Origin of the sequence: Ochrobactrum sp. RH2CCR150 (assembly GCA_014138095.1) — a bacterium.
GTDB classification, from domain to species: domain Bacteria; phylum Pseudomonadota; class Alphaproteobacteria; order Rhizobiales; family Rhizobiaceae; genus Brucella; species Brucella gambitense.
In genome coordinates this window covers 31,890-54,261 of record JACGXE010000007.1, presented here as the reverse complement: position 1 = coordinate 54,261, position 22,372 = coordinate 31,890, and the positions used below count along the sequence as shown (strand labels likewise).

Sequence of the window (22,372 nt, the reverse complement as noted above, 5' to 3'; positions counted from 1 at the left end):
ACTGATTGCCGGGGAGGCAAGCAGGGGTGAACCAACGGAGGGAATAACAATGAATATCAGCTTGAGGAAAATGGCAGCCGGACTTGCCGTCAGTGCAGCTATTATTGCTGGTGGTGCCTTCTATGCCAACGCGCAGGATGCAAAACACACCATCGTCACTGTCGTCAAACTTTCCGGCATCGCCTGGTTCAATCGCATGGAAACCGGCGTGAAGGAGTATGCGAAGGAAAGCGGAAACAACGCGACGCAGATCGGACCTGCTTCGGCTGACGCTGCCCTGCAGGTTCAGCTGATCGAAGACCTGATTGCCAAAAAGGTGGAGGCGATAACCGTGGTGCCGAATTCCCCGGAAGCCCTGGAACCCGTGTTGGGCAAGGCGTTGCAGGCCGGGATCAAGGTAATCGGCCACGAAGCATCCAGCATGAAGAACGTAACCTATGACGTCGAAGCCTTCGACAATGGCGCCTATGGCGAACATCTGATGAAGGCACTGGCCGAGGCCATGGGCGAAGAGGGTGAATATGCGGTGTTCGTTGGCCATCTGACGGCAAAGACCCACAATGAATGGGTTGATGCAGCCATTGCCTATCAGAAAGAACATTATCCGAAGATGAAGCTCGCGACCGACAAGATCGAGAGCAACGAGCAGCAGCAGACCGCCTATGCCAAGACCAAGGAACTGCTGAGAACCTATCCAAACCTCAAGGGCATTCAGGGCTCGGCAGGTGAAGATGTTGCGGGTGCAGCGCTTGCTGTCGAGGAAGCTGGGCTTGAAGGCAAGGTCAAGATTGTTGGCACCAGCCTTGTGTCGGTTGCAGGTCCTTATCTCGAAAGTGGTACGATCAACATGATCTCGTTCTGGGATCCGGCCAAGGCTGGTATCGCCATGAACAAGCTCGCAGCGATGGCTATTGACGGCAAGGCCGTGACCGATGGCATGGACCTTGGTGTCGAGGGCTACAACAAGGTTCAGCTCAAGGACAAGGTCGTTTACGGCCAGGCTTGGGTCGATGTGACCAAAGACAATATGGGCAATTACGACTTCTGATCCATGGATGATGGGCCGCCGGGCAATCGGCGGCCTCTATGGGAGAACTGCATGAGTGATAAGCAGAATTCCGGCGCTTTCGTTCTGGAAATGCAGGCTGTCGCCAAGTCTTATGGTCCCGTCCGGGTACTGGAAGATGTCGGCTTAAGCCTGCGACCGGGCGAGGTGCGCTGTCTGGCCGGTGAAAACGGATCCGGCAAATCGACGTTGATCAAGATATTGTCCGGTGTCGTTCGTGCCGACGCCGGTACGGTCACGATTGACGGCAAGCTCATCGACAATGACGCAAAAGACGCGATAGCGGCGGGGCTTTCGGTCATCTATCAGGACTTCGCGCTTTTCCCCAATCTGACAGTCTGGGAGAATGTAAGCTTTCTGGCAGCCGTTACCGAGAACAAGAGCTTCTTCAACCGCATGTCTGGACGCAAGCGGGCGATTGAAACGCTTGCAAGGATGAAGGTCGACATCGACCCCGATATTCTTGTCGAAAGACTGCCTGTTGCTTCAAAGCAGCTGGTTGCTATTGCGCGTGCGCTTGCCAATGATGCGCGCATCATCGTTATGGATGAGCCCACCACAGCCCTGACCCGCAGTGAGGTCGCAAAGCTTCTTGATATCGTCTTTGCATTGAAGGCGGAGGGGGTAGCCTTTCTGTTTGTCAGCCATAAGATCGAAGAAGTGTTTGCGGTTTGCGACAGTGTCACGGTTCTGCGTGATGGTCTTGTTGTGGTTGCAGGACCGATTGGTGAATTCGATCCAGCGCGTCTCGTAGAGGCAATGTCGGGTCGACCAATTGACAGCCAGCGTCTGGCGCGTGAGGCGGTCACGCCTTCGGATGCGATATTCAAAGTGCGCAATCTTGGACGACGCGGCCAGTTCGCCGCGATCAATCTCGATCTACGCGCGGGCGAAATCATATCTGTCGTGGGCCTTCTGGGGTCAGGGCGAACGGAACTTGCATTGGCTTTGTTTGGATGCCTTACACCGGACGAAGGTCGCATTGAAGATGCGAGCGGACAACTGCATCTCAAGGCTCCCGCCGACGCGATGGAGCACGGCGTTGCCTATGTGCCGGAAGATCGTCTGACCGAAGGGCTTTTTCTCAATCAGCCGATCCGTGAAAACATCATCGTCTCAAGCCTTGATGCGGATACCAGGGGCGGCATCGTCAGTGCGTCAAGCCTGACGGAGCGCGCGCGTGAAGCCGTTAAGCGGTTGCGTATCAAAACCCCCAGTGTCTTTCCACCAGTGGTGACACTTTCTGGCGGCAATCAACAGCGTGTCGTTCTGGCGCGTTGGATGGAGCGAAAGCCGAAGCTGCTTATTCTCAATGGCCCGACGGTCGGCGTCGATGTCGGCTCCAAGCGGGAAATTCATGAATTACTGCTTGCACTGAGCCGTTCGGGAACAGCGGTTCTGGTGGTGACTGACGACATCGGCGAAGCCATAGCGCTTTCCGATACAATCAAGGTGATGGTGAAGGGACGAATTGTGGCCAGTTTCGATGCCGGTGATATCGACGAGGAAACGCTCTATCAGGAAGTCATTCGCGAGGACCGGCCATGAACAATTCCTTGATCCGGATACTCTCCACTCCGCAGGGCGTCGTCTTTCTGACGGCTGTCGCTTTTGCGATTGTGCTGAGCATTCTCAATCCGGCGTTCTTCTCGCCCGCAACGCTGATAGACCTGGCACGAAACTCACTGGTGACCGGAATATTTGCGCTGGGTGTCATGATGGTACTGGCATCCGGCGGCATTGACGTGTCCTGCACGGCAATCGGCGCGTTTGCGATGTATGCGACGGTGAAAATCGTCATGGGTATCGACATCCATGTTCCGATTATCGCCTATTTCGGGCTGGCAGCTCTCATCGGTGCCGGTCTTGGCCTCATCAATGGGATACTGGTCGGCGGGTTAGGTCTGCCGACGCTCATCGTTACGCTTGGTACAATGAGCCTGTTCAGGGGCGCATTGCTGACCTTCGTCGGGACGGTGTACATCACGTCGGTGCCGCGTGAGGTTATCAATTTCGCTCGCAGCATTCTGGTGCGGATGGAAAACACACTGGGCCAGATGGTGTCGCTTCCCATGTCATTCTTTGTGCTGGTGGGGGTCGCTGTATTCGTGGCCTTCATCATGAATTTCACGCTGTTTGGGCGTAAAATCTACGCCATTGGCGGCTCGGAAGAGGCGGCTACGCGTATCGGCATCCGTGTGGGACGCGTCAAGCTATTGATCTATGTTCTGGCGGGCGCGATTGCCGGTCTCGCTGGCATGACCCATATGACCCTGTCGCGCATGGCAAATCCGTTCGATCTGGTCGGCATGGAACTGAATGTCATCGCTGCCGTTGTTCTCGGCGGAGCCCGGATAACGGGCGGTCATGGAACAGTGCTTGGAACGCTACTCGGCGTATTTGTCATCACAATGATCAATACGACACTATTGATGGCGGGTGTGCCATCCTATTGGCAGAAGGTCGTTATTGGCTGTCTGATTGTGGTGGGTACGGGCTTGCCGATATTGATCGAGCGATTGAGCCTGCACCGGGCTCGTCTGGCGCAGCCTCTGGGAGCGTGATCGGCGTTTATCGCGCGCGGTGAACAGTCACCGCGCGCGATTGTCTTTTCATTAGTCCTTGCGGGCTTTCTTCACGATGTTCATGAATTCCTTGGCGCGTTCCGGATCGACCGCATTCCAGGTGTTGCCATCGACCTTCAGCGACGAGCCGACAATGCAGCCATCGGCAATCTTGAGGATATCGGCGACGGTTGCATGACGCACGCCCGTATTGGCCAGAACCGCCGTGTTCGGCAGGACCCGCTTGACGGCTTCGAGGTCCGAAACATTGGCGGCTTCACCGGTGATCGTGCCCGACACCAGAACGGCATCCGGAATGGACGAGAAGACTGCTGAACGTGCCCGGTCGGGGAGGGGGCGGCGATCCATTGAATCCGCGAATTCAGCAGATACGTTGTCCAGCATGACAAGATCCGAACGGCCAAGACGATTGCGATAGCGCATCGTTTCACCCGCATTTGGCGTCCACGGCCCCATGTCGGAGGCGTAGGTACCGGTCAGGATTTCGCGCATGAATGATGCGCCGGTTGCTGTGGCCAAAGCGACCGAGCTTTTGGGGTCCCAGAGAACGTTGACGCCGAAAGGCTTTGCGATTTCACCACGCAGACGGCCGATGACATAGGCCATGGTTGCCGTGGAAGCGACATCGACAGCAAGTTCGTATGGACGGTCGTTTTCGTTACCGAACATGACAGCATCGACATCGGCATCCTGCAAGGCCGTGAGATCGCGACGCGCCGCCTCGACGATACCTTCAATACCTGCTTCCGCGTCGTAAAGCGGAGTGCCAGGCATCGGGTTAAGATGCACCATCGCAATGATGGGCTTCTTCGTCGGGAAAAGATCAAAAAACTTGCTCATAGTGAACCCCTTTGTTGTGACCGTCTTCGGGTCTATCCGGAGACGGCGTTAGCTTCGTATTCTTCTTCCGACCTCTGGTCGGTTGATCTTCATGTGGTCTGCACGCTCACATGTGAGCGCGCAGGATTGCCGGTAACTCTGCATAGTGATGCAGATAGTGATCGATTGGATTTCCAGCCTGTTCGGCCAAACCGTAGCCGACGACCTTCATGCCTGCGGCACGGGCCGAGATTGCTCCCGTCAAACTGTCTTCGATTGCAATCATCTCTGTTGGGTCTAGGCGCAGCCGCTCAGCTGCAGCCAGATAAGGTTCTGGATCCGGCTTGCCATGCAGCACATCGTTAATGCTGATGGAAAAGCGAAGTTTGTCTGCAATTCCAAGCGCGGCGATGTTGGTGTCAACAATGTTGCGGCCCGAATTCGAGACGCATACCTGCAAAAGACCGTAGTCCATGGCAGCGTCCATCGCTTCAAGCACGCCAACTATGGGTCGCAGTTCACCTGCATGGGCGATGTAGTGATCGCGAATGCGTTCGATCCACGGTGTAAAGCTCAAATCGGCTGGCAGGCGCGGTTTGACCGCTTCAAAGACGGCATCCATATGGACTCCGCGAAAGCGTTCTTCTGGAATATCGCTGAGATCGGTGCCGAAATGCGCCGTACCGGCCAGAAGTGCCTTATGGTGAAGCGGCTCGCTATCGACCAGCGTACCGTCAATATCCCATGCGATGGCTTTGATCGTCATCGTCGTGATTACTCTCTGTAAAGCGGCTTGAGGTTGGTGTAGATCTCGCGGAAACGTTGGTAACCGCTATTGTAAGTCGCCGCATTTTTGGGTCTTGGCAGAATGAGGTCGCCGTTTTCAACGAAAGCGGCAATTCCTGACCAGCCGTTGACTGCCTCGGCACCTACAGCCGCTGCCCAGGCTGCGCCCAGCGACGAGCCGGGATGGCCCTTGAGTTGCCGGATTGGAGCCTGCAAAACATCTGCCACGATCTGCATCCATACGCGGCTGTTCGCGCCGCCGTCGGAAGCGAGATATTGGTTGGGGCGGTGTCCCATATCCTGAAGCACTTCGATATGATGACGTGCAGCATAGGCATAGGATTCAAGCAAAGCCCGCCAGACATGGCTGACCTTGTGATTGAGGCTGAGGCCGGTAATGGTGCCCCGGGCGAAAGGATCGTGGATTGGGGTCTTTTCACCAAGAAAATACGGTACAATCGCCACGCCGTCAGCGCCCGCATCGATTTTCGCGGCAAGCGTATCGAGATGCTGGTGCAAGCTTAAACCCGCATCAACTGCAGCTTGCTTTTCGCCGCCTGCAAAGTTCTCGGCAAACCAGTTGAGCCCGGAACCGCCGGTCGACATGCAACCATTCGGCATATAAAGCCCCGGTACCAGATGATAGTCGAGGAACATGCGCGGATCGGGCGCGGCCTTTGCAGTCGCAACCAGAATGTCGAGGGCACCACCAAATTTGAGCAGTACCTGACCTTCTTGCGAAACGCCTGCCGCAAGTGCGGAAGCGATCATATCGGCAGCGCCGCCGACGACCGGCGTTCCCTCGGCAAGGCCCGTGGAAAGGGCCGCAGATTTCGTTATTGTCCCCATGACCGCGTGGGATGAAACCTTCGCGGGAACGGCCGACAAAGGCAGATGGGTGAGACCGATCAGTTCGGGTGATAACTCATTGGTTGCGATATCGACAAAACCAGCTTCAAGAGCCCAATTCTGTTCGATGCGCCGTTCGCCCGTTAGCTTCCAGTTAATGTAATCATAGGAGCCGAACACGGTTGCAATTCTGGCAAAGACCTCCGGTTCATGCCGTTCGATCCAGCGTAGCTTGGTGGCGACAAGCTGCTGGTTTATGCCATTGCCTGCTTTGGCAATGAATTCGGCTTCATCAATTTCATCGCGTAGTTCCGCGACCTCGGCGGCAACGCGTCCATCGCTTTGCTGGATGCTGGGGCGGAGGACCGCGCCATTCTCATCCAGAAGAACAACGGCGGGCAACATGCCAGTGACGCCGACACTGACAATATCTGACGCCGAAGCACCAGCAATCTCAATCAGCTCCTCGATAATGGCGCAGCAATTGCTCCACCATTGTTCCGGGTCCTCTTCAGCCCAGCCGGGCTGGCGAGACGTCAGGGTAACGGGCCTGGATACAACGCCAAGCACTTCGTCCGGAAGTCGCACGAGAATGCCGATCGTGGAGGTGGTGCCGATATCAAGACCTAGAACGCAGCTCATGGAAATTTCCGGTCAAATGCCTGTAACGGGGGGAGCAATAATGATCTCGACATTCGCTCTGGAAAGCGCGCTGGCGATATTGGGAGGCGGGGCCGCGTCACTGATCAGGGTGTCGATCTCGTTGAGGTCGGCGATCCTGATGAGCGACATGTGGTTGAATTTGGCGCTATGGCAGAGAAGCACCTTACGATTGGCGCGGCGCAGATAAACCCGCTTCAGGTCGCTGTCTTCCGGCGAATAATCGAAGAGGCCGTCTGCGGTAATGCCCGAAACGCCAATAAAGGCGATATCAAACCATAGGCGTTCAAACTCATCGCAGGCTGACTTGCCACAGATAGAAAGCTCTTCGCCGCGGATTTGGCCCGCAGGGACATAGACTTCGCGTTGTGCGCCGCCGAGAAGCTGCGCGGTCCGGAGGCTGGAAGTAAAAAACTTGACGCCCACGGTGCCGCACAGGGCTTCCGCCAGCAGATAGGTGGTGGAACCGACATCAAGCGCGACACTCATACGGCGTTCAACAAGCTCCAGCGCCTTGGCAACGATGCTCATCTTTTCGGGATTGTGTTCACGGAGGCGAGCCGAAAAAGCAGGCTCCTCGCGGTCGAGGAACGGCTCGGGCGCGTCATCATCGATGACGGCTCCACCATGGGTCCGAACCAGCAGGCCATCGCGTTCCAGTTCAACGAGATCGCGGCGAATGGTCATTTCTGAAACGCCAAGTTCGGCAGCGATATCAACAACCTGGAGAAATCCGCGCTTGCGGGCTGCGTCGACGAGATGAGCATGGCGAACGCGGGCAGGCAGCCGTTTTGCTTCCGCTGGCTGGATGTCCTTCTGCTTGTCCGTCATGCTTTCCTCCGGCGGTTCGACCAGGCATTCAATTTATTCATTAGGAGAAGGATCGAACAAAAGCAATCTTAAAAAAACATAAACGAACATAATTTTATGTATTGCCAACATAATCAAACAGTGAATATGCTTTTTCGCGATCGATAACATTCGTTCCGAGGGTGAACAAAATGACAAACGCTGCAATGCCGGGCAAACTGGCCAGCGAACTGAACGGCAAGCGCGCCATAGTGACGGGTGCAGCTTCCGGCATAGGCAATGCGATTGCGCGTGCATTGGCGCGCCATGGCGTTCGCATTGCAATTGCCGATATCAACGGTGATGCTGCAAAGCGCGCTGCAAGTGAACTTGGCGGTGATGCAGTCGGTCTGGCGATGGATGTCAGCCAGCGAGCATCCGTCGAGGCAGGCTTCGATGCTCTGATCGCCGAATGGGGTGGTCTTGATATTGTCGCGGCAAATGCCGGTGTTTCAACGATGAACCGTGCCGTCGACCTCACTGACAAAGAGTGGGACTTCAATTTCGACGTCAATACACGTGGCGTCTTCCTCACCAACCAGATTGCCGCCCGCTATTTTCTCGTCAGCGACACCAAGGGCGTGATCGTCAACACGGCGTCGCTCGCCGCCAAGATTGGCGCGCCGCTTCTGGCACATTACTCGGCAAGTAAATTTGCGGTTCTTGGTTGGACGCAGGCCTTAGCGCGGGAACTCGCGCCGAATGGAATTCGCGTGAATGCGGTTTGTCCCGGTTTCGTGAAAACCTCTATGCAATCGCGCGAAGTGGAATGGGAAGCCGAACTGCGCGGCATTACACCCGAGCAGGTCATTGCCGATTACGTATCGCAGACACCGCTTGGTCGTCTCGAAGAACCGGAAGATGTCGCCGAAGTGGTTGTCTTCCTCTGCTCGGATGGCGCGCGCTTTATGACCGGACAAGGCATCAATGTGACCGGAGGCGTCTATACGACCTAGTGCAGACAAGGCGCCTCACGCTTGGCGCGAGGCGTCCATGAACAAGAATGGCTGACAACGTGCAGTCACCTCCAGGGGAATAACGGCGGTCGGCTAAAAATGGCCCGTGTCGCTGATCGTGCAGAAGGGTAGACCTGAATGGCGTCGATCGAACTAGAACACGTCTCCAAACTATACGCCAATGGCGCCTATGGGGTGCGTGATGTCGATCTTAAGATCGAAGACGGCGAGTTTGTGATTTTTCTCGGCCCGTCTGGTTGTGGGAAATCGACGACATTGCGCATGATTGCAGGGCTTGAGGGTATCACCTCCGGCGACCTGCGTATTGGTGGTAAATCCGTGACACGGCTACCGCCAAAAGATCGCAATGTTGCGGTCGTGTTTCAATCTTATGCACTCTATCCCCATATGAGCGTGCGGCAGAATATGGGCTTCGGTCTCAAGATGCGTGGCGTGCCCGCTGCCGAGATTGCCGCCAAAGTTTCCGATGCTGCCAATATGCTGGGGCTGAACAAGTACATTGATCGTAAACCCGCCGCACTGTCCGGCGGGCAGCGTCAGCGCGTTGCGCTCGGCCGTGCGATTGTCCGCGAGCCCAATGCATTTCTGCTCGACGAACCGCTTTCAAACCTTGATGCACAATTGCGCGCAGAAATGCGGCTGGAACTGGTCAAGCTGCATCGCAGGCTTGGCAAGACTATCATCCATGTGACGCATGATCAGGTTGAAGCCATGACCATGGGAGATCGCATCTGCATCATGCGCGACGGCGTGATGGTTCAGGTGGGAGCTCCTCTGGAGGTCTATGCCAATCCTGCGGACACTTTCGTTGCAAAGTTTCTGGCAACACCGCCGATGAATCTCATCCCCGTGCAACTCACGTCATCTGCCGATGGCGAGTTGCAGGCAAAGGGCGAGGGTGTGGATATTCGCATTCCGGCGATGCATAAACCACATTATGCGGCGAGCAGCGGCAAACCGCTTCTGCTGGGCATCAGACCCGAAGACATTTACGAAGCCCAGAACAATCCCGATTGGCAGCCGCTTGATCTGACTGTAGTTGCCGTCGAAAAACTGGGCGTCGAAACTGTTGTCATCGGGCAGATCGGAAATGACAGGCCGATGGAACTCAATGCCCGCGTGAGCCGCCACTTTACCGCTGAAGTCGGGCAACAGGTACGGTTGTTTATCGATACAAGACCGATGCATCTCTTTGATGCCGAGACCGAAAAGGTGATCAAACGACCGCCGTTAGAACCCGGCCTTGTGACGGTCTAGGAGATGGCGATGCGCAAGATAGTCATCCATACGGGCCTTTTCGTCGTATCGCTTGCGATCCTGTTACCATTGCTGTGGACATTGCGAACGAGTTTTGTGCCAGAGCAGATGGCCTATTCCACAGAACTGATGCCGCAGTTCACCTTCCAGAACTATGTGGATCTGTTCACGCAAAAGCGCTTTGGCGTCTATTACCTCAACAGTCTGATCGTGGCGACGGGCTCTGTGCTGCTCGCGCTGCCCTTTGCGGCCATGACGGGCTATGCCTTTGCCCGCTTCAAGACCGGCGGTCCGCTGGCCCGCTTTACGGTGCTTGCCACACAGATGCTTCCGCCCGTAGCGATTGTCTTGCCGGCCTTCATGCTGTTTCGCTCCGTGGGTATGACCAATTCTGTGCTCGGCCTCACGATTGCATATGCTGCTATCAATCTGCCATTCCTGATCTGGATTCTCATGGGTTTCTTTGAGGGTATTCCTGTCGATCTGGAATGGGCCGCGCAGACAGATGGCGCCAGTGCCTGGGGTGCGTTCTGGCGCATCGTTGTGCCGGTTTCACTGCCGGGTATCGCGGCAGCGGGTGTGCTGGGTTTCATCCTTGCCTGGAACGAATTTCTGTTCGCACTTGTGCTAAGCGGCCCGGCGACAGCGACCGTGCCTGTTGGCCTAGCCTCTCTGCAGACCTCCAACGGAGTTCAGATAGCGAAAGTGGCAGCTGGCGTCATTCTGGCCATTTTGCCTCTCGTGATCGCATCGCGTTTCATCCAGCGCTTCATCGTGCAGGGGCTCACATTCGGCAGCGTCAAATGACGCCGAGATAAATTGCATGCGGGTAAACAACATAACAAAGGGAACCACGAAAATGCTTAGATATGGGAACAAACTGATGGCGGGCGTCAGCCTGCTTCTTCTGGCGGGTGTGGGATACGCACAAGCGGAAACCGTCACGCTGCGCGCACTGATGGAAGATGTGCCGGAAACGCACATCATTGAAAAACTGCTGCCGGATTTCGAGAAGGAGACCGGCATCAAGGTGGAATTTGAAAAGGTGGGCTATGGCGACATGCATGACAAGCTTGCCACGCAGCTTGTCTCGCCGGAAAGCTATTACAATCTCCTTGAGGTAGACTTCCTGTGGGCGGGTGAATTTCCGGCTGCCGGGTGGCTGACCGATCTGAAGCCTCTCGCCGAACGCGACAAGCTTGATCTGTCCGAATTTATCCCGTCAACACTCGATCTGCTTGGCCGGACCGACCAGACCATGCCGATCCTGCCGATGTACAACTACTCGATGGGTATGCTTTATCGAAAAGACTTGCTGGAAGATCCAAAGCTCAAGGAAGCCTATAAAGGCGAGTTCAGTGCCGAGCTGAAGAAGCCAGAAACGCTTGAAGACTATGTGCAGGTCGCCAAATTCATGAAGGCGAAGGCAAATGTTGCGGGCGCGGCCATGCAGGGCCAGCGTGGCGATCCGAACAGCATGGAGTTCTCCAACTACCTGTTCTCGGCAGGTGGCGGCTATCTCGACAAGGACCGCAAGGTTACGCTCGACAGCCCGGAAGCTGTCAAGGCGCTGACACTTTATGTCGATGCGATCAAGAATGCGGCGCAACAAGGCGCACTGTCAGCCACGCTGGATGATACGATGCGCCTCATGTGCAGCGGTGAAGCTTTCAGCATGGTCACCTATTGGTGGATGCTGCCTCAGATGGACAATGCCGAAAAGTGCCCGAATGTTGCTGGCAAGGTCGGTCTTTCCGTGATGCCGGGTGGCCATGGCGAAAGCGGTGGCTGGGGATGGGGCATTCCGAAGAACACATCACCAGAAACACAGGAAGCAGCCTGGACTTTCATCAAGTGGGTGCAGAGCAAAAAGATCGGCGTCGCACGCGCGCTTGAGGGCCATGCGCCTGTCAGCGAAGCTGTCTACAAGGACGCCGACGTCTTGAAGAAGTACCCGTTCTATGAACAGGCTCTGGATGTCGTCGCTTCTGGAAAGTCGTTCCCGATATTCGCCTATTCGGCGCAGTATGAAGATGTTCTCGGCACGCAAGTATCGCAGGCGGCAGGCGGCGAGATTACGCCGGACGCAGCCATAAAGGCAGCCGCTTCCGGTCTGGAAGACCTTCTCAAGAAATAATGCTTTTGCCGCCCTTTCTGTTGAAAGGGAGGGCGGCAGAAAATCTTCAGTTTCATCCCGGCGGTATTCTAGGAAACGTTCGTATGTCCACGTCCACCACTGCAATCGACCGAACCTGGAAAACCGGCTGGGCATTTTCCCTACCTGGCCTACTGACTCTTGCAGTCGTCATGGGACTGCCGCTTCTTTATGCCGTCCTGATGTCGATTTCCTCGATGACACTGATGCGGCCATCGCTGTTACCGTTCACGGGCTTTGAAAACTACGCGCGGATCATGAGCAATGCTCAGTTCTGGAGTTCACTATGGCTGACGGTCAAATATTCGATCGTCACCGTGGTTGCCGAGTTTATACTCGGGCTGGGGATTGCGCTCATGCTGAACGCGGTCGTGAAAACCAAACCCATCTACTTCGCAATCCTGACCATACCGATGGCCATGTCTCCGGTAAGTGTCGCCCTTATCTGGCGTATGCTGCTGCAGCCCAATCTGGGTATCGTAAACCACATGATGGAGACCATAGGTCTGCCAAGGCTTGACTGGCTTGGCTCGTCGGACCTCGCGATCTGGTCTATGGCCGCCATCGATATCTGGCAGCAAACATCCTTTGTCGTGCTTATCCTTGCGGCTGGACTGGCTTCGTTGCCGCGTGACCCTTACGAGGCAGCGGAAGTAGACGGCGCTGGTAAGATCGAACAGTTCTGGTACTTAACGCTGCCGATGTTGCGTCCCGTTGCGGCTATCGCCATCATCATCCAGCTGATCAATGAGTTCCGCACGTATGATCTGACCTATGTTCTCACAAAGGGCGGCCCCGGCACGTCGACGGAAGTCTTGAGCTTCTTCGCCTATAGACAGGCGTTTCTCGGGCTCTCCCTCAACGAGGGTTCGGCAGCAGCATTCATCCTGCTTCTGATCGTGCTCGTCATAACAATTGTCTTCTTCTGGGTTCTAGAAAACAGACGGTTTCGGGACGTCGGCTAACCTTTAGCAAGACTATGCAGTTTCGGCCTTACTTCATTTCGGGCAGAAGCAACCGTTCAGAACACCAGTTCCAAACGGCATCGACGGCCTTTCTCGGTGAGGTCGAGCGTTTGCGGATAAGGTAATAATCTGGTTCTATCATGATTGTAGGCTCGGCCACTTGCACCAGTCGTCCGGCCGCCAGGTCGGACGCAACGAAGGCTCTACATGCGAGAGCGACGCCTTGACCGGCAAGAGCAGCATCCAGTGCAAGTGCTGTCTGATTGAACATCGCACCTGGCAGTTTTCCTTTCGAGCCGAGAAGTTCGGGCCAGTGATTATGTGCATCGTGTAGGAGTGGCATTTCCCGAAGCTGTTCGCTTGTCAGCGGTAACGGACGTCCGTCGATAAGATATGGACTGGCGACAGCCACCAGTTCCTGGCGAAACAGTAGTTTTGCATCAAGTGTAGACGGAAAAGGCGGACGGGTGAGGCGCACCGCAATGTCCACATTGTCTCGATCAAAATCGGAAATGGTCTCCGTTGCAACGGTGCGTAGCTCCACGCCTGTAAGATCGGCATGAAGTCTTGCCAGCCTTGGAATGAGTAGTTTTGCCGCGACAGTTGGCGTAACGCTAATCGTAACAGTCTCTGGTCGGTCGAGAAGCCGCCCAGTCGCTTCTCCTAGCGTGTCGAAAGCACGGGTCACATCCGCCAGATAGTTCGCACCTTGCGTGGTCAGGGCGAGTCCACGTGGTAGGCGATGGAACAGCGTAAGACCGAGATGATCCTCCAATGCCCGGACCTGTTGCGCGACCGCGCCTTGCGTGACGCGCAATTCGTCCGCCGCGGCGCGGAAATTGAGCCTGCGGCCCGAAGCTTCAAAGGCGCGCAGGGCATTCAATGGAGGCAGTTTACGGCGTGACGGGTTCATGGAATAGCCTGTAGATTTTCTACAGTATAGTGCGTTTCTTTCTGGCGCGAAAGTCTGATTGAAATTTGGCATAGTATGCTCAATATCGAAACAAAGGAGCCTTTGATGTCTGGAGACAAAGTAGCAATCATCACCGCTGGCGGTTCCGGCATGGGCGCTGCGGCTGCACGCAAGCTGGCGCAGGACGGATATCGCGTGGCGATCTTGTCTTCGTCCGGCAAGGGCGAAGCGCTGGCGCAGGAACTGGGCGGCGTGGGCGTCACCGGCTCAAATCTGGTCAATGACGATGTGAAGCGACTTGTCGATCTTGCGATGGACAAGTGGGGCAGGGTGGATGCTCTGGTCAATTCTGCCGGTCACGGTCCGCGTGCGCCGATCCTCGAGCTGACCGACGAAGACTGGCACAAGGGTATGGAAGTTTATTTCCTGAGTGCCGTGCGCCCGATCCGTCTGGTAACGCCGATCATGGAAGCGCAGGGCGGCGGGGCTATCGTCAATATTTCGACGGCATGGGCCTCCGAGCCTTCGGCAATGTTCCCGACTTCGGCAACATTCCGGGCGGGTTTGGCGAGCTTCACCAAGATCTTCGCAGATGACTATGCCGCCAAGAACATCCGTATGAACAATGTGCTGCCCGGTTGGATCGACAGCCTTCCGTCTACCGATGAGCGGCGCGATAGCGTGCCGATGAACCGCTATGGCACGGCAGAAGAAATCGCCGCGACCATCGCATTCCTGGTGTCCGACGGAGCTGGCTACATTACAGGGCAGAACCTGCGCGTTGACGGTGGCGTGACCCGGTCTGTTTAATCGAGCCTTAGCTTGACCAATCAAGAAGTGGTGCCGGCAGTCAGGCCAGCGCCGCTTCTTATCGTATGGAGAGACGCAGAATGGATAATGCCGACGAGGTAGAGCTTGCTGCCTGGGCCCAGCTTGAAGCAGCGGCCGCTTCTCCAGAATCCGGGTTCCGCTATGTGAACCTCTGTTCGGTCGATGCCGACAACATCCCGCAGGCGCGAATGGTTGTGCTGCGGCGAACTGATGCGGTCGGACGCGTTCTTGAGTTCCATACGGATACGCGCAGTGCCAAATGGCGTGAGCTTGACGCGCATCCTCATGCGACAGTGCTCGGTTATTGTTCGCAGACGCGCTTGCAGCTTCGTCTGCAGGGAATGGTCGTGCTTCACGCGCAGGGTAGCGCGGTGGCCGAAACGGCTTGGGAGCTACTACCTTCATGGACACGTGCGACCTATACAGGAGGGCCACCCGGAGACGAGCTTGCCTTTGCGGTAGACGAAAAGTCATTCGTAACGAAACCTGCAAACGATGCAGACGGTAAACTCCACTTCGGGGTGTTGGCTTTCCGCGTCGATACGCTGGACTGGTTTCAGCTTCGTCGAGAAGGTAATAGCAGGGCGAGATTTAGCTATGACCTCTCTGGTGCTATTATAGTGTCACAATGGATCAATCCGTGATGCAATATCAAAGGCACGGTGATGTTCAGGCCAATATCCGAATGAACAAGCCATCTATTTTGTTTTCAATCAATACAGTATAAGAATTAGCTATGCTTAAATAGTATACTTTTCCAAAGAGTAACGCGGCACGGAGATGTCGATGAGCGAACAGCTGATCAGAAAAACTGTCCTGGCATTCGTGTTATCTGGTTTCGTTGTTGGAATAATCGCGTACTTCATGGACGTCAGGATCGTTGAACCCAGTCAGGTTTGGACGATCAGCACGCTTCCCGTTATTGCAACCCTCGGCTTTTCCATAATCAGGGATTTGCGCGCCGGGCGTATGGGCGTTGACCTCATCGCACTCATATCCATGATAGCGGCGCTTTTCCTTGGCGAAACGCTGGCCGCCATTGTTGTGGCGATCATGTATGCGGGGGGCACCGCGCTGGAAGATTTTGCGCGTGGCCGGGCCGAACGCAGCCTGACCGCTTTGGTCGACCGATCTCCACGCGTGGCGCATCGCAAGGGTGGTGAAGAGTTTGAAACGATCCACGTCGATCAGGTGGCAGTCGGAGATGAGCTTCTTGTGCAAAGTGGCGAACTGTTGCCGGTCGACGGCATTCTACGCGACGACAGCGCCCTTATTGATGAGGCAGCGGTAACCGGCGAACCGCTTCCTAGACGATTTTCTTCCGGCGACCAGCTGCATAGCGGCACCATCAATGCTGGTGAAGCATTTTTGATGCAAGCGACGGCTTCCGCGGAAGCAAGCACTTATGCCGGGATCGTGCATATGGTGACGGCTGCTCAAACGGCGAAGGCGCCATTTATCCGTCTCGCAGATCGCTTTGCCATCTGGATGCTGCCTTTCACATTAATTCTGTCTGGACTGGCTTGGTATTTTTCGGGCGATCCGGTGAGGGCGCTGGCAGTTCTCGTTATTGCAACGCCTTGCCCTCTTATCCTTGCCGCTCCTGTCGCGTTTATCGGTGGCCTCGCGCGCGCGGCGCGGGCTGGCATCATGATCAAGGGCAGCCCGACACTCGAAGCGCTGGACAGCATCAAGGTCGCATTTTTTGACAAGACTGGCACCTTGACGGAAGGCGGGGCGCATCTGGTTGACACTGCCACAGCGCCCGATCGGAATCCGGATGATATTCTCCGGCTGCTTGCTTCTCTGGAACAGGCATCACAGCACGTTCTGGCTGATCATATTACTGCAATCGCCCGTGCAAAGGGCTCAGTGCTATCGACACCTGAAAATGTCATTGAGCACAGAGGCTCGGGCATGGAGGGAATAGTAGAGCGACAACGACTATGCGCCGGAACGAGAGAGCTTGTTTCGCCTGATGCATTGCCTCTGTGGGCAGAGGCGGCTGTGGGTCGATTTGAAAAGCAACCGGTCTTGCGCGTCTATGTTTCACTCAATGGTGAACTTGTAGCGGTCTTTACCTTCGGCGACGCCATCCGGCCAGATGCCAATGCAACACTCGTTAAACTCAGATCGCTCGGTCTGTCCCGCCTTATCATGATCACGGGTGACGATTATAGTTCCGCCAGCCCGATAGCAAAGGCATTGGGCATTGATACGGTTATTGCAAAGGCAAGTCCTGCAGAAAAACTTGATGCAATCAACGCCGAAAAGAACACCCTTCCGGTTATGATGATCGGGGATGGCCTGAACGATGCACCCGCGCTCGCAGCTGCAACGGTGGGTGTGGCCATGGGTGTTCGCGGAGCAACCGCATCAAGCCAAGCCGCAGATATTGTGATCCTGGGGGAAAAATTACATCCTGTCGCCGAGGCAGTGACAATCGCCCGCAGGACGCGCAGCATAGCATTGCAGAGCATCCTGTTCGGCCTTGGCCTTTCTTGTGTCGGAATGATAGCCGCTGCCTTTGGGTTAATTCCTCCACTCGCAGGCGCGCTGTTCCAGGAAGCAATCGATATTGCAGTTATTCTGAACGCTTTGCGTACGCTTCGCGCACCATCCTAGATTTTGAAAGCGGCCGACTAAGAACCGGCCGCTTCCGTTGACGTCCACTATGATCGCGCCTTACAAACCGATGCTCGACCGCATTGTTTCCAGTCGTTCCATGGCAATAACACCGTCTGCAATATTCGGTGCGGCGGTATCTTTACCTTGAAGTGCTGGGACCACATCTGCGAGCAGGGAATGATAACCCTTCGGGTCCTCATTGGCGGCTGCTGTGAAGTTCGGTTTCCATGTGAGCGTATCGCAATCGCCTGAAAGGGTGGCTTTTGGATCGTCAATCTTGAAGACCGGGTTGCGACTCCAGCGCACGTCGATGACGTTATCCACTTCGATACGCTGATGATCGCCCATCAGCTCGATACGCTCGACTGGTGTACCGCGTGACTGAATGGTTCCCATCGCGATCGTACCAATGGCTCCACATTCGAAATCAAACGACGCGTGAATGAGAAGCTTTCCCGGTTCCTTCTCAACTTTCTTGGCTGTGAGTTTGCGGACCGGAGAAACAAGATGGGAAACGAGATCCATATAGTGGACGCAGTGATGCAGAAAGAAGCCGGTATAGTCGACATTTCCCGCAAAGTAGCCGGGGGCCGTCATGTAATAACCAGTCATTCCCAGAACGTCACCGAATTGGCCAGATCGAATGATGTTTGCGGCAATCTTGTTGCCGATCGAATAGCGCTTCATGAAGCCAAGCAAGAGCGGCTTCTTGGCTTTTTCGGATGCCTTGAGAAGTTCGCGCGCGCCTGCTGCAGAACCAGATGGGGGCTTTTCCATGAAGACGGGCAGCCCACGTTCCAGCGCCGCCTTTCCAAACGCCAGATGCTGATCGGGACCAACGGCCATGCCGATGGCATCCAGACCTGGCGTATTCAGCAAAGTCTCTACGTCACTGGTAAGCGTGCGGACGCCAAACTGTCGTCCTGCACTGGCGAGGCGCGCCGTGTCTATATCGCAAAGGGCAGCGATCTCGACATCATAGCGTACAAGCTGTGGCAGCAGCATCTGAGTTGCGTGCACACCGCAACCAATCCAACCAATTTTAATGGTCATCGACGATATTCCGTAAGAAGAAGATGGCTTTTCATGAATGCGGTACTGGCCGCAAGACGGTCGCTTTCGTCCTCATGCGGAGCACGCCATTGTGCGAACGGAACGCCGAAGCGGTCGTCCTGCCGGCGGAAAGGTTCCAATGAAATTGGGCCAGTATAGCCGATATCGTGAAGCGCACGACAAACGGCAACCCAGTCTGTGGCGCCCGTGCCAGGGAAGCCACGGTGATTTTCATTGGCCTGAAAGTGAACAACCAATTCGCCAGCCAACCGGATAGCTTCGGGGATTGAGCTTTCCTCCATATGCATATGGAAAGTATCGAGCATGAGTTTCACCGCGGGCTGATCGACAGCATCCAGCAGCTCGATGGCTTGTTGGGTGGTGCACAGAACGTCGCTTTCGAACCGGTTGAGCGGCTCAACCGCCAGCAGGACATTGCTACCTTGAGCATGTTGACCTGCATTCTTCAGAGCCTCGACACAGCTGTCCTTGCGCCGCAGACGTTCGTCTTCCGAGACAGGCTGTGGCGGTCGTCCAGCAAAGACAAGCGGATTGCCGGTCAGAGGTCCTCCCACAACCTGTGCACCGAGCGCGTGCGCACAATCGACGGTGTATTTAAGGTAGTCGATACCTCCCTGATAGGCTTTGGCATCGGAGGACGAAATATTGCGCTCAAGATTCACACGAGCTGCAAGAACGACACCAAGCCCTGCATCATCCAGAGCCTTGCGCGTTTCTTTCAGATCAAGCTCGCCAGGCTCTGGGACCAGTAATTCGACGAAATCGAAACCATGCTCTCGCATCTTATGGAACAGGGGGAAGTGCTCGGCCGTGAAGGGGCGTGCATATTGCATTGAAATCAACCCGATGGGGTTCATGGTCTTTCCTCGATTGGATGAAGAACGGGTAACGATTGAAAGCATCAGCCTTTGACTGCCCCTTGCGTGAGGCCGCCGATAAGCCGCTTTTGAACGAGTAGAAAAAGCACTGTCGCAGGCATTGCGCCGACAACCGCGCCTGCGGCCAGCAAACCCCATTCAATCTGGTATTCGCCGATCAGTGTCTGAATGGCGACGGTAACGGGACGCACATTGCGACCTCCAAGCGTCAACGCATAGAGGTACTCATTCCAGGCCGTGATGAAGATGTATATGCCGGTGGAAATGATGCCTGGCATCATGAGAGGTAGGACAACGCGCCGAAGAGCCACCAGTCTTGAACAGCCGTCAATCATGGCTGCTTCATCGAGGCTTTTCGGAATGGCAGCAACATAGCTTGTCAGCATCCAGACCGAAAAGGGGATGGCGACGGTCGCGTTTGCCAGAATGAGTCCGAAATAAGTGTCCAGAATGCCATACTTTCGCATCAAAACGAACAGAGGAAGGATCAACAACACAATTGGAAACATATTGATCAGCAGAAACTGCATCATGAACAGCTTGCGTCCGATAAAGCGGAAGCGGGAAAGCGCATAGGCTGCGGTTACGGAAACAGCGAGACCTAGGATCACCGTGCCAACAGCGATAACAAGACTGTCGAACATATTCTTGTAGAATTGTGCCTTGTTGAACAGGCGTTCGTAATTATCAAGGCTCCAACCTGATGGAGACAAGGATACGCCACCAGACGATAGCTGTTCAGTCGGGGTCAGAGACGTCAGTACCATCCAGGCAAATGGTGCGAGAGCGAAGAGCACGATACACGCGACGGGCAAGTCGGTCGTCAGAATACGCCTGAGGGTGCTTTGACGTCTCATTTTTCCACCTCGCGCATTGTACGTCCAAGGTAAAGCACCACGATTACGCCGAGCAACAGTGTGAAAGTGACCGCGATAGATGTGCCATAGCCAAAATCGAGATTTTGTCGAGCTTTTACAAATGCATAGAGAGGCAGTGTATAGGTTGAATAACCAGGACCGCCGCCTGTCATGACGAAGATAACGTCCATCGAATTGGCGACCCATATGACGCGTAGCAAACCTGCCGTTGCGAGAACAGGAGCGATGCCCGGGAGCGTTACGTTCACAAACCGACGCCACGGCGACGCGCCGTCGATAGACGCCGCCTCGTACTGGCTTTTGGGAATTCCCTGTAAGCCAGCAAGGATCATGATTGCGAAGAACGGAAAGCCTTGCCATGTTAATGTTGCGATGATGGCATAAAGCGCGATGTTTGGATCGGCGAGCCAGGGTACAGCATGGCTCACGACCGCAAAATTGAGCAATATCTCATTGAGAATGCCGGTATTGGGGTCGTATATCCAGCGCCACATCAACGCGATAACCACACTGGGTAGAGCCCATGGAATGATGACCAAGGCTCGCGCCAGACCACGCCAGGGAAATTCCCTATTGAGTAGCAGAGCGGTCATCAAACCTAGTCCCATCTGAAGTGGAACCGTCAAGCCGATCCAGATGCAGGTGTTCCAGAATGCTGCCCAGAACACTGGATCTTGAAGCAGCTTGACGTAATTGCCGATCCCTACAAAGGCCGTTGCTTTCGGCTTGAACAGCACGAGATCGTAGAAACTCGTCCAGACCGCCTGAAGCATCGGCAGGAAAACAATCACCAAAGTGACAATCACGGCAGGGCTCAAGAGCCAGTAGGGCAACAGCGTTTTCCGCCTTCGACGAAGGACTTGCGGCGCGCTGACAGAGGAGGGAACGACTGACATAGGCTATCTATCCATGCTCACGATCATGAGTGACTTGCGAAAAGACTTTTGATGAGATGGTGTGGCAACGCTCCCCAACGAGCATTGCCACCAGTCGGAGTCTCGTTCTAGAAAAGCTTGTCTAGTTCCTGCATCATTTGCTCGGAAGTGATTTGGCCAGTTAGTGCCCGCTGCATTGCGGTCTGCCACGCCGTATTAACGAATTCCGATGTGCCTTCATTCTGCGGCAAAACATGAGCGAAGGGCAGCGAAGTAACAGTGGCATCGACGAACCGACGCTCATGAAGCTTCCAGTCTTTGGAACCGCTTTTTGTTACAGTCATCTGGCCGGTCGCACTGTTGAAAGAGACGTTGTTCTCACCTTCTGCAAGAAAGGAAATCCATTTCCATGCGGCGTCCTTCACCGTCGAGGATGAGAAGATGGCGAGAGATTCATCGCCATAGGAAGTCCAGCGATTATTTGCGCATTCAGGCACCGGTACAGCGGACACCTTGTCTCCAAGGGCGGCGACGAGATCCTTTGAAGAGCCTATGTGATGAATGGTCATCGCAGTTTTACCGCTCTTGAAAGCAGCAATGATTTCCTGGAAACCATCGTTCGGCGCGGACGGAGGAATGACCTTATCCTTCTGGAATAGATCAATCATCCACTGATTGGCGGATATTGCGGAAGGCGTGGTCAGCCCTCCAGACTTCAGTTCAGCGCCTTGTGAAAACACGAAGGCACCCCATTGGTCCCAACCACCCTTGCCGCCACGCAGACCAAACCCATAACGGTTGGGAGCGTCGGTTAGTTTGATTGCTGCATTGCGGAAATCGTCACAGGTTTTGGGCGGTTCCAGCCCCGCTTCCTTGAAGAGGTCGGCGCGATAGTAGAGATAGAGGACAACATACTGAATAGGCAGGTAATACTGAGTGCCATCCGCGGCTTTGTTCAGCTCAAGAAGGTTGTCGAGCAGATCGCTCTTTCCCACCCAGCCATCGATGTGCTCCCCCAGTGGTTCGAGCGCGCCCATCTCGGTTAGCCGAGGCTGTGCGAACAGCTTGACCATAGCAGCGTCCGGTGCACTTCCGCCGACAATCGAAGTATAGAGATTGTCGTAATAGCTATTCCAGGGAATGTTCTCAGCTTCGATTTTGATGTCGGGATTGGCTTTTTCGAACTTGGCGATCAGTTGCGACATCGGATTTTCTGGATTGTCGAAATGATACCAAAAACGAACGGTTTCAGCGGCTTGCGCCGATACAGTCAATGCAGCGGTTAATGCCGCACTGAGCATTAGAGATTTCATCATGTTATTCCTCC

General features: G+C 55.1%; 21 protein-coding genes. 11 read left to right on the top strand and 10 right to left on the bottom strand.

What is annotated here, in order from left to right:
* The first annotated feature begins 49 nt into the window (after positions 1-49).
* From FHW03_RS15525 to FHW03_RS15515, 3 genes are read left to right on the top strand one after another with little or no spacing between them, the layout of a single operon-like run.
* Positions 50-1,048: an autoinducer 2 ABC transporter substrate-binding protein gene (locus FHW03_RS15525; RefSeq protein ID WP_210277293.1), complete on the top strand. Its 999-nt coding sequence runs from the start codon at positions 50-52 to the stop codon at positions 1,046-1,048.
* A gap of 51 nt (positions 1,049-1,099) precedes the next feature.
* Positions 1,100-2,614, top strand: a complete 1,515-nt coding sequence (locus FHW03_RS15520; protein ID WP_182521449.1) for a sugar ABC transporter ATP-binding protein — start codon at positions 1,100-1,102, stop codon at positions 2,612-2,614.
* Complete coding sequence (locus FHW03_RS15515; protein ID WP_182521448.1) at positions 2,611-3,630, top strand: ABC transporter permease; 1,020 nt, start codon at positions 2,611-2,613, stop codon at positions 3,628-3,630. Before FHW03_RS15520 ends, FHW03_RS15515 begins: the two co-directional genes overlap by 4 nt.
* A 51-nt stretch (positions 3,631-3,681) precedes the next feature.
* On the opposite strand, the gene FHW03_RS15510 is transcribed toward FHW03_RS15515, so the two are convergent.
* The 4 genes from FHW03_RS15510 to FHW03_RS15495 form a co-directional block, all read right to left on the bottom strand.
* Positions 3,682-4,491 carry a BtpA/SgcQ family protein gene (locus FHW03_RS15510; RefSeq protein ID WP_182521447.1) on the bottom strand — a complete coding sequence of 270 codons (810 nt, stop codon included), beginning with the start codon at positions 4,489-4,491 and terminating at the stop codon, positions 3,682-3,684.
* A gap of 106 nt (positions 4,492-4,597) precedes the next feature.
* A complete protein-coding gene (locus tag FHW03_RS15505) occupies positions 4,598-5,236 on the bottom strand; it encodes an HAD family phosphatase (RefSeq protein ID WP_182521446.1) in 639 nt (212 codons plus the stop codon).
* An 8-nt stretch (positions 5,237-5,244) separates the two neighbouring features.
* Entirely contained in the window at positions 5,245-6,747 is a 1,503-nt protein-coding gene (locus tag FHW03_RS15500; RefSeq protein ID WP_182521445.1) for an FGGY-family carbohydrate kinase, read from the bottom strand.
* A gap of 12 nt (positions 6,748-6,759) precedes the next feature.
* Positions 6,760-7,596, bottom strand: coding sequence for a DeoR/GlpR family DNA-binding transcription regulator (locus FHW03_RS15495; protein WP_182521444.1), 837 nt, complete (start codon positions 7,594-7,596; stop codon positions 6,760-6,762).
* A gap of 170 nt (positions 7,597-7,766) precedes the next feature.
* Here FHW03_RS15495 and FHW03_RS15490 point away from each other — a divergent pair, with 170 nt between their 5' ends.
* The 5 genes from FHW03_RS15490 to FHW03_RS15470 all read left to right on the top strand — a co-directional run bounded on the left by FHW03_RS15490 (position 7,767) and on the right by FHW03_RS15470 (position 12,968).
* Positions 7,767-8,570, top strand: a complete 804-nt coding sequence (locus FHW03_RS15490) for an SDR family NAD(P)-dependent oxidoreductase (protein ID WP_377514962.1) — start codon at positions 7,767-7,769, stop codon at positions 8,568-8,570.
* 138 nt (positions 8,571-8,708) lie between these two features.
* Positions 8,709-9,848 carry an ABC transporter ATP-binding protein gene (locus FHW03_RS15485; RefSeq protein ID WP_182521443.1) on the top strand — a complete coding sequence of 380 codons (1,140 nt, stop codon included), beginning with the start codon at positions 8,709-8,711 and terminating at the stop codon, positions 9,846-9,848.
* A 9-nt stretch (positions 9,849-9,857) separates the two neighbouring features.
* On the top strand, positions 9,858-10,655 hold the full coding sequence (locus FHW03_RS15480; protein WP_182521442.1) for a carbohydrate ABC transporter permease: 798 nt from the start codon (positions 9,858-9,860) through the stop codon (positions 10,653-10,655).
* Between the two features lie 52 nt (positions 10,656-10,707).
* On the top strand, positions 10,708-11,985 hold the full coding sequence (locus tag FHW03_RS15475) for an extracellular solute-binding protein (protein ID WP_182521441.1): 1,278 nt from the start codon (positions 10,708-10,710) through the stop codon (positions 11,983-11,985).
* A gap of 83 nt (positions 11,986-12,068) precedes the next feature.
* Positions 12,069-12,968, top strand: a complete 900-nt coding sequence (locus FHW03_RS15470) for a carbohydrate ABC transporter permease (protein ID WP_138785591.1) — start codon at positions 12,069-12,071, stop codon at positions 12,966-12,968.
* A gap of 28 nt (positions 12,969-12,996) precedes the next feature.
* Here the strand turns inward: FHW03_RS15470 and FHW03_RS15465 are convergent, their stop codons facing one another.
* On the bottom strand, positions 12,997-13,881 hold the full coding sequence (locus FHW03_RS15465) for a LysR substrate-binding domain-containing protein (RefSeq protein WP_182521440.1): 885 nt from the start codon (positions 13,879-13,881) through the stop codon (positions 12,997-12,999).
* A gap of 105 nt (positions 13,882-13,986) precedes the next feature.
* On the opposite strand from FHW03_RS15465, the gene FHW03_RS15460 reads away from it, so the two are divergent.
* From FHW03_RS15460 to FHW03_RS15450, 3 genes are all read left to right on the top strand, one after another.
* Positions 13,987-14,691 carry an SDR family oxidoreductase gene (locus FHW03_RS15460; protein ID WP_182521439.1) on the top strand — a complete coding sequence of 235 codons (705 nt, stop codon included), beginning with the start codon at positions 13,987-13,989 and terminating at the stop codon, positions 14,689-14,691.
* An 80-nt stretch (positions 14,692-14,771) separates the two neighbouring features.
* Positions 14,772-15,356 (top strand): pyridoxamine 5'-phosphate oxidase family protein, encoded by a 585-nt coding sequence (locus FHW03_RS15455; protein WP_182521438.1) that lies wholly within the window; start codon positions 14,772-14,774, stop codon positions 15,354-15,356.
* Positions 15,357-15,498: 142 nt separating this feature from the next.
* A complete protein-coding gene (locus FHW03_RS15450) occupies positions 15,499-17,337 on the top strand; it encodes a heavy metal translocating P-type ATPase (RefSeq protein ID WP_182521437.1) in 1,839 nt (612 codons plus the stop codon).
* Positions 17,338-17,397: 60 nt separating this feature from the next.
* On the opposite strand, the gene FHW03_RS15445 is transcribed toward FHW03_RS15450, so the two are convergent.
* The 5 genes from FHW03_RS15445 to FHW03_RS15425 form a co-directional block, all read right to left on the bottom strand.
* Positions 17,398-18,393 (bottom strand): Gfo/Idh/MocA family protein, encoded by a 996-nt coding sequence (locus tag FHW03_RS15445; protein ID WP_182521436.1) that lies wholly within the window; start codon positions 18,391-18,393, stop codon positions 17,398-17,400.
* Positions 18,390-19,271, bottom strand: a complete 882-nt coding sequence (locus FHW03_RS15440; protein ID WP_182521435.1) for a sugar phosphate isomerase/epimerase family protein — start codon at positions 19,269-19,271, stop codon at positions 18,390-18,392. The genes FHW03_RS15445 and FHW03_RS15440 overlap by 4 nt, the downstream gene beginning before the upstream one ends.
* 44 nt (positions 19,272-19,315) lie before the next feature.
* A complete protein-coding gene (locus FHW03_RS15435) occupies positions 19,316-20,149 on the bottom strand; it encodes a carbohydrate ABC transporter permease (RefSeq protein ID WP_182521434.1) in 834 nt (277 codons plus the stop codon).
* The gene (locus FHW03_RS15430) at positions 20,146-21,066 is read right to left on the bottom strand and encodes a carbohydrate ABC transporter permease (protein WP_182521433.1); all 921 of its coding nucleotides are present in this window, start codon (positions 21,064-21,066) and stop codon (positions 20,146-20,148) included. Before FHW03_RS15430 ends, FHW03_RS15435 begins: the two co-directional genes overlap by 4 nt.
* A 107-nt stretch (positions 21,067-21,173) precedes the next feature.
* A complete protein-coding gene (locus FHW03_RS15425; RefSeq protein ID WP_210277292.1) occupies positions 21,174-22,361 on the bottom strand; it encodes a sugar ABC transporter substrate-binding protein in 1,188 nt (395 codons plus the stop codon).
* Between the last annotated feature and the right edge of the window lie 11 nt (positions 22,362-22,372).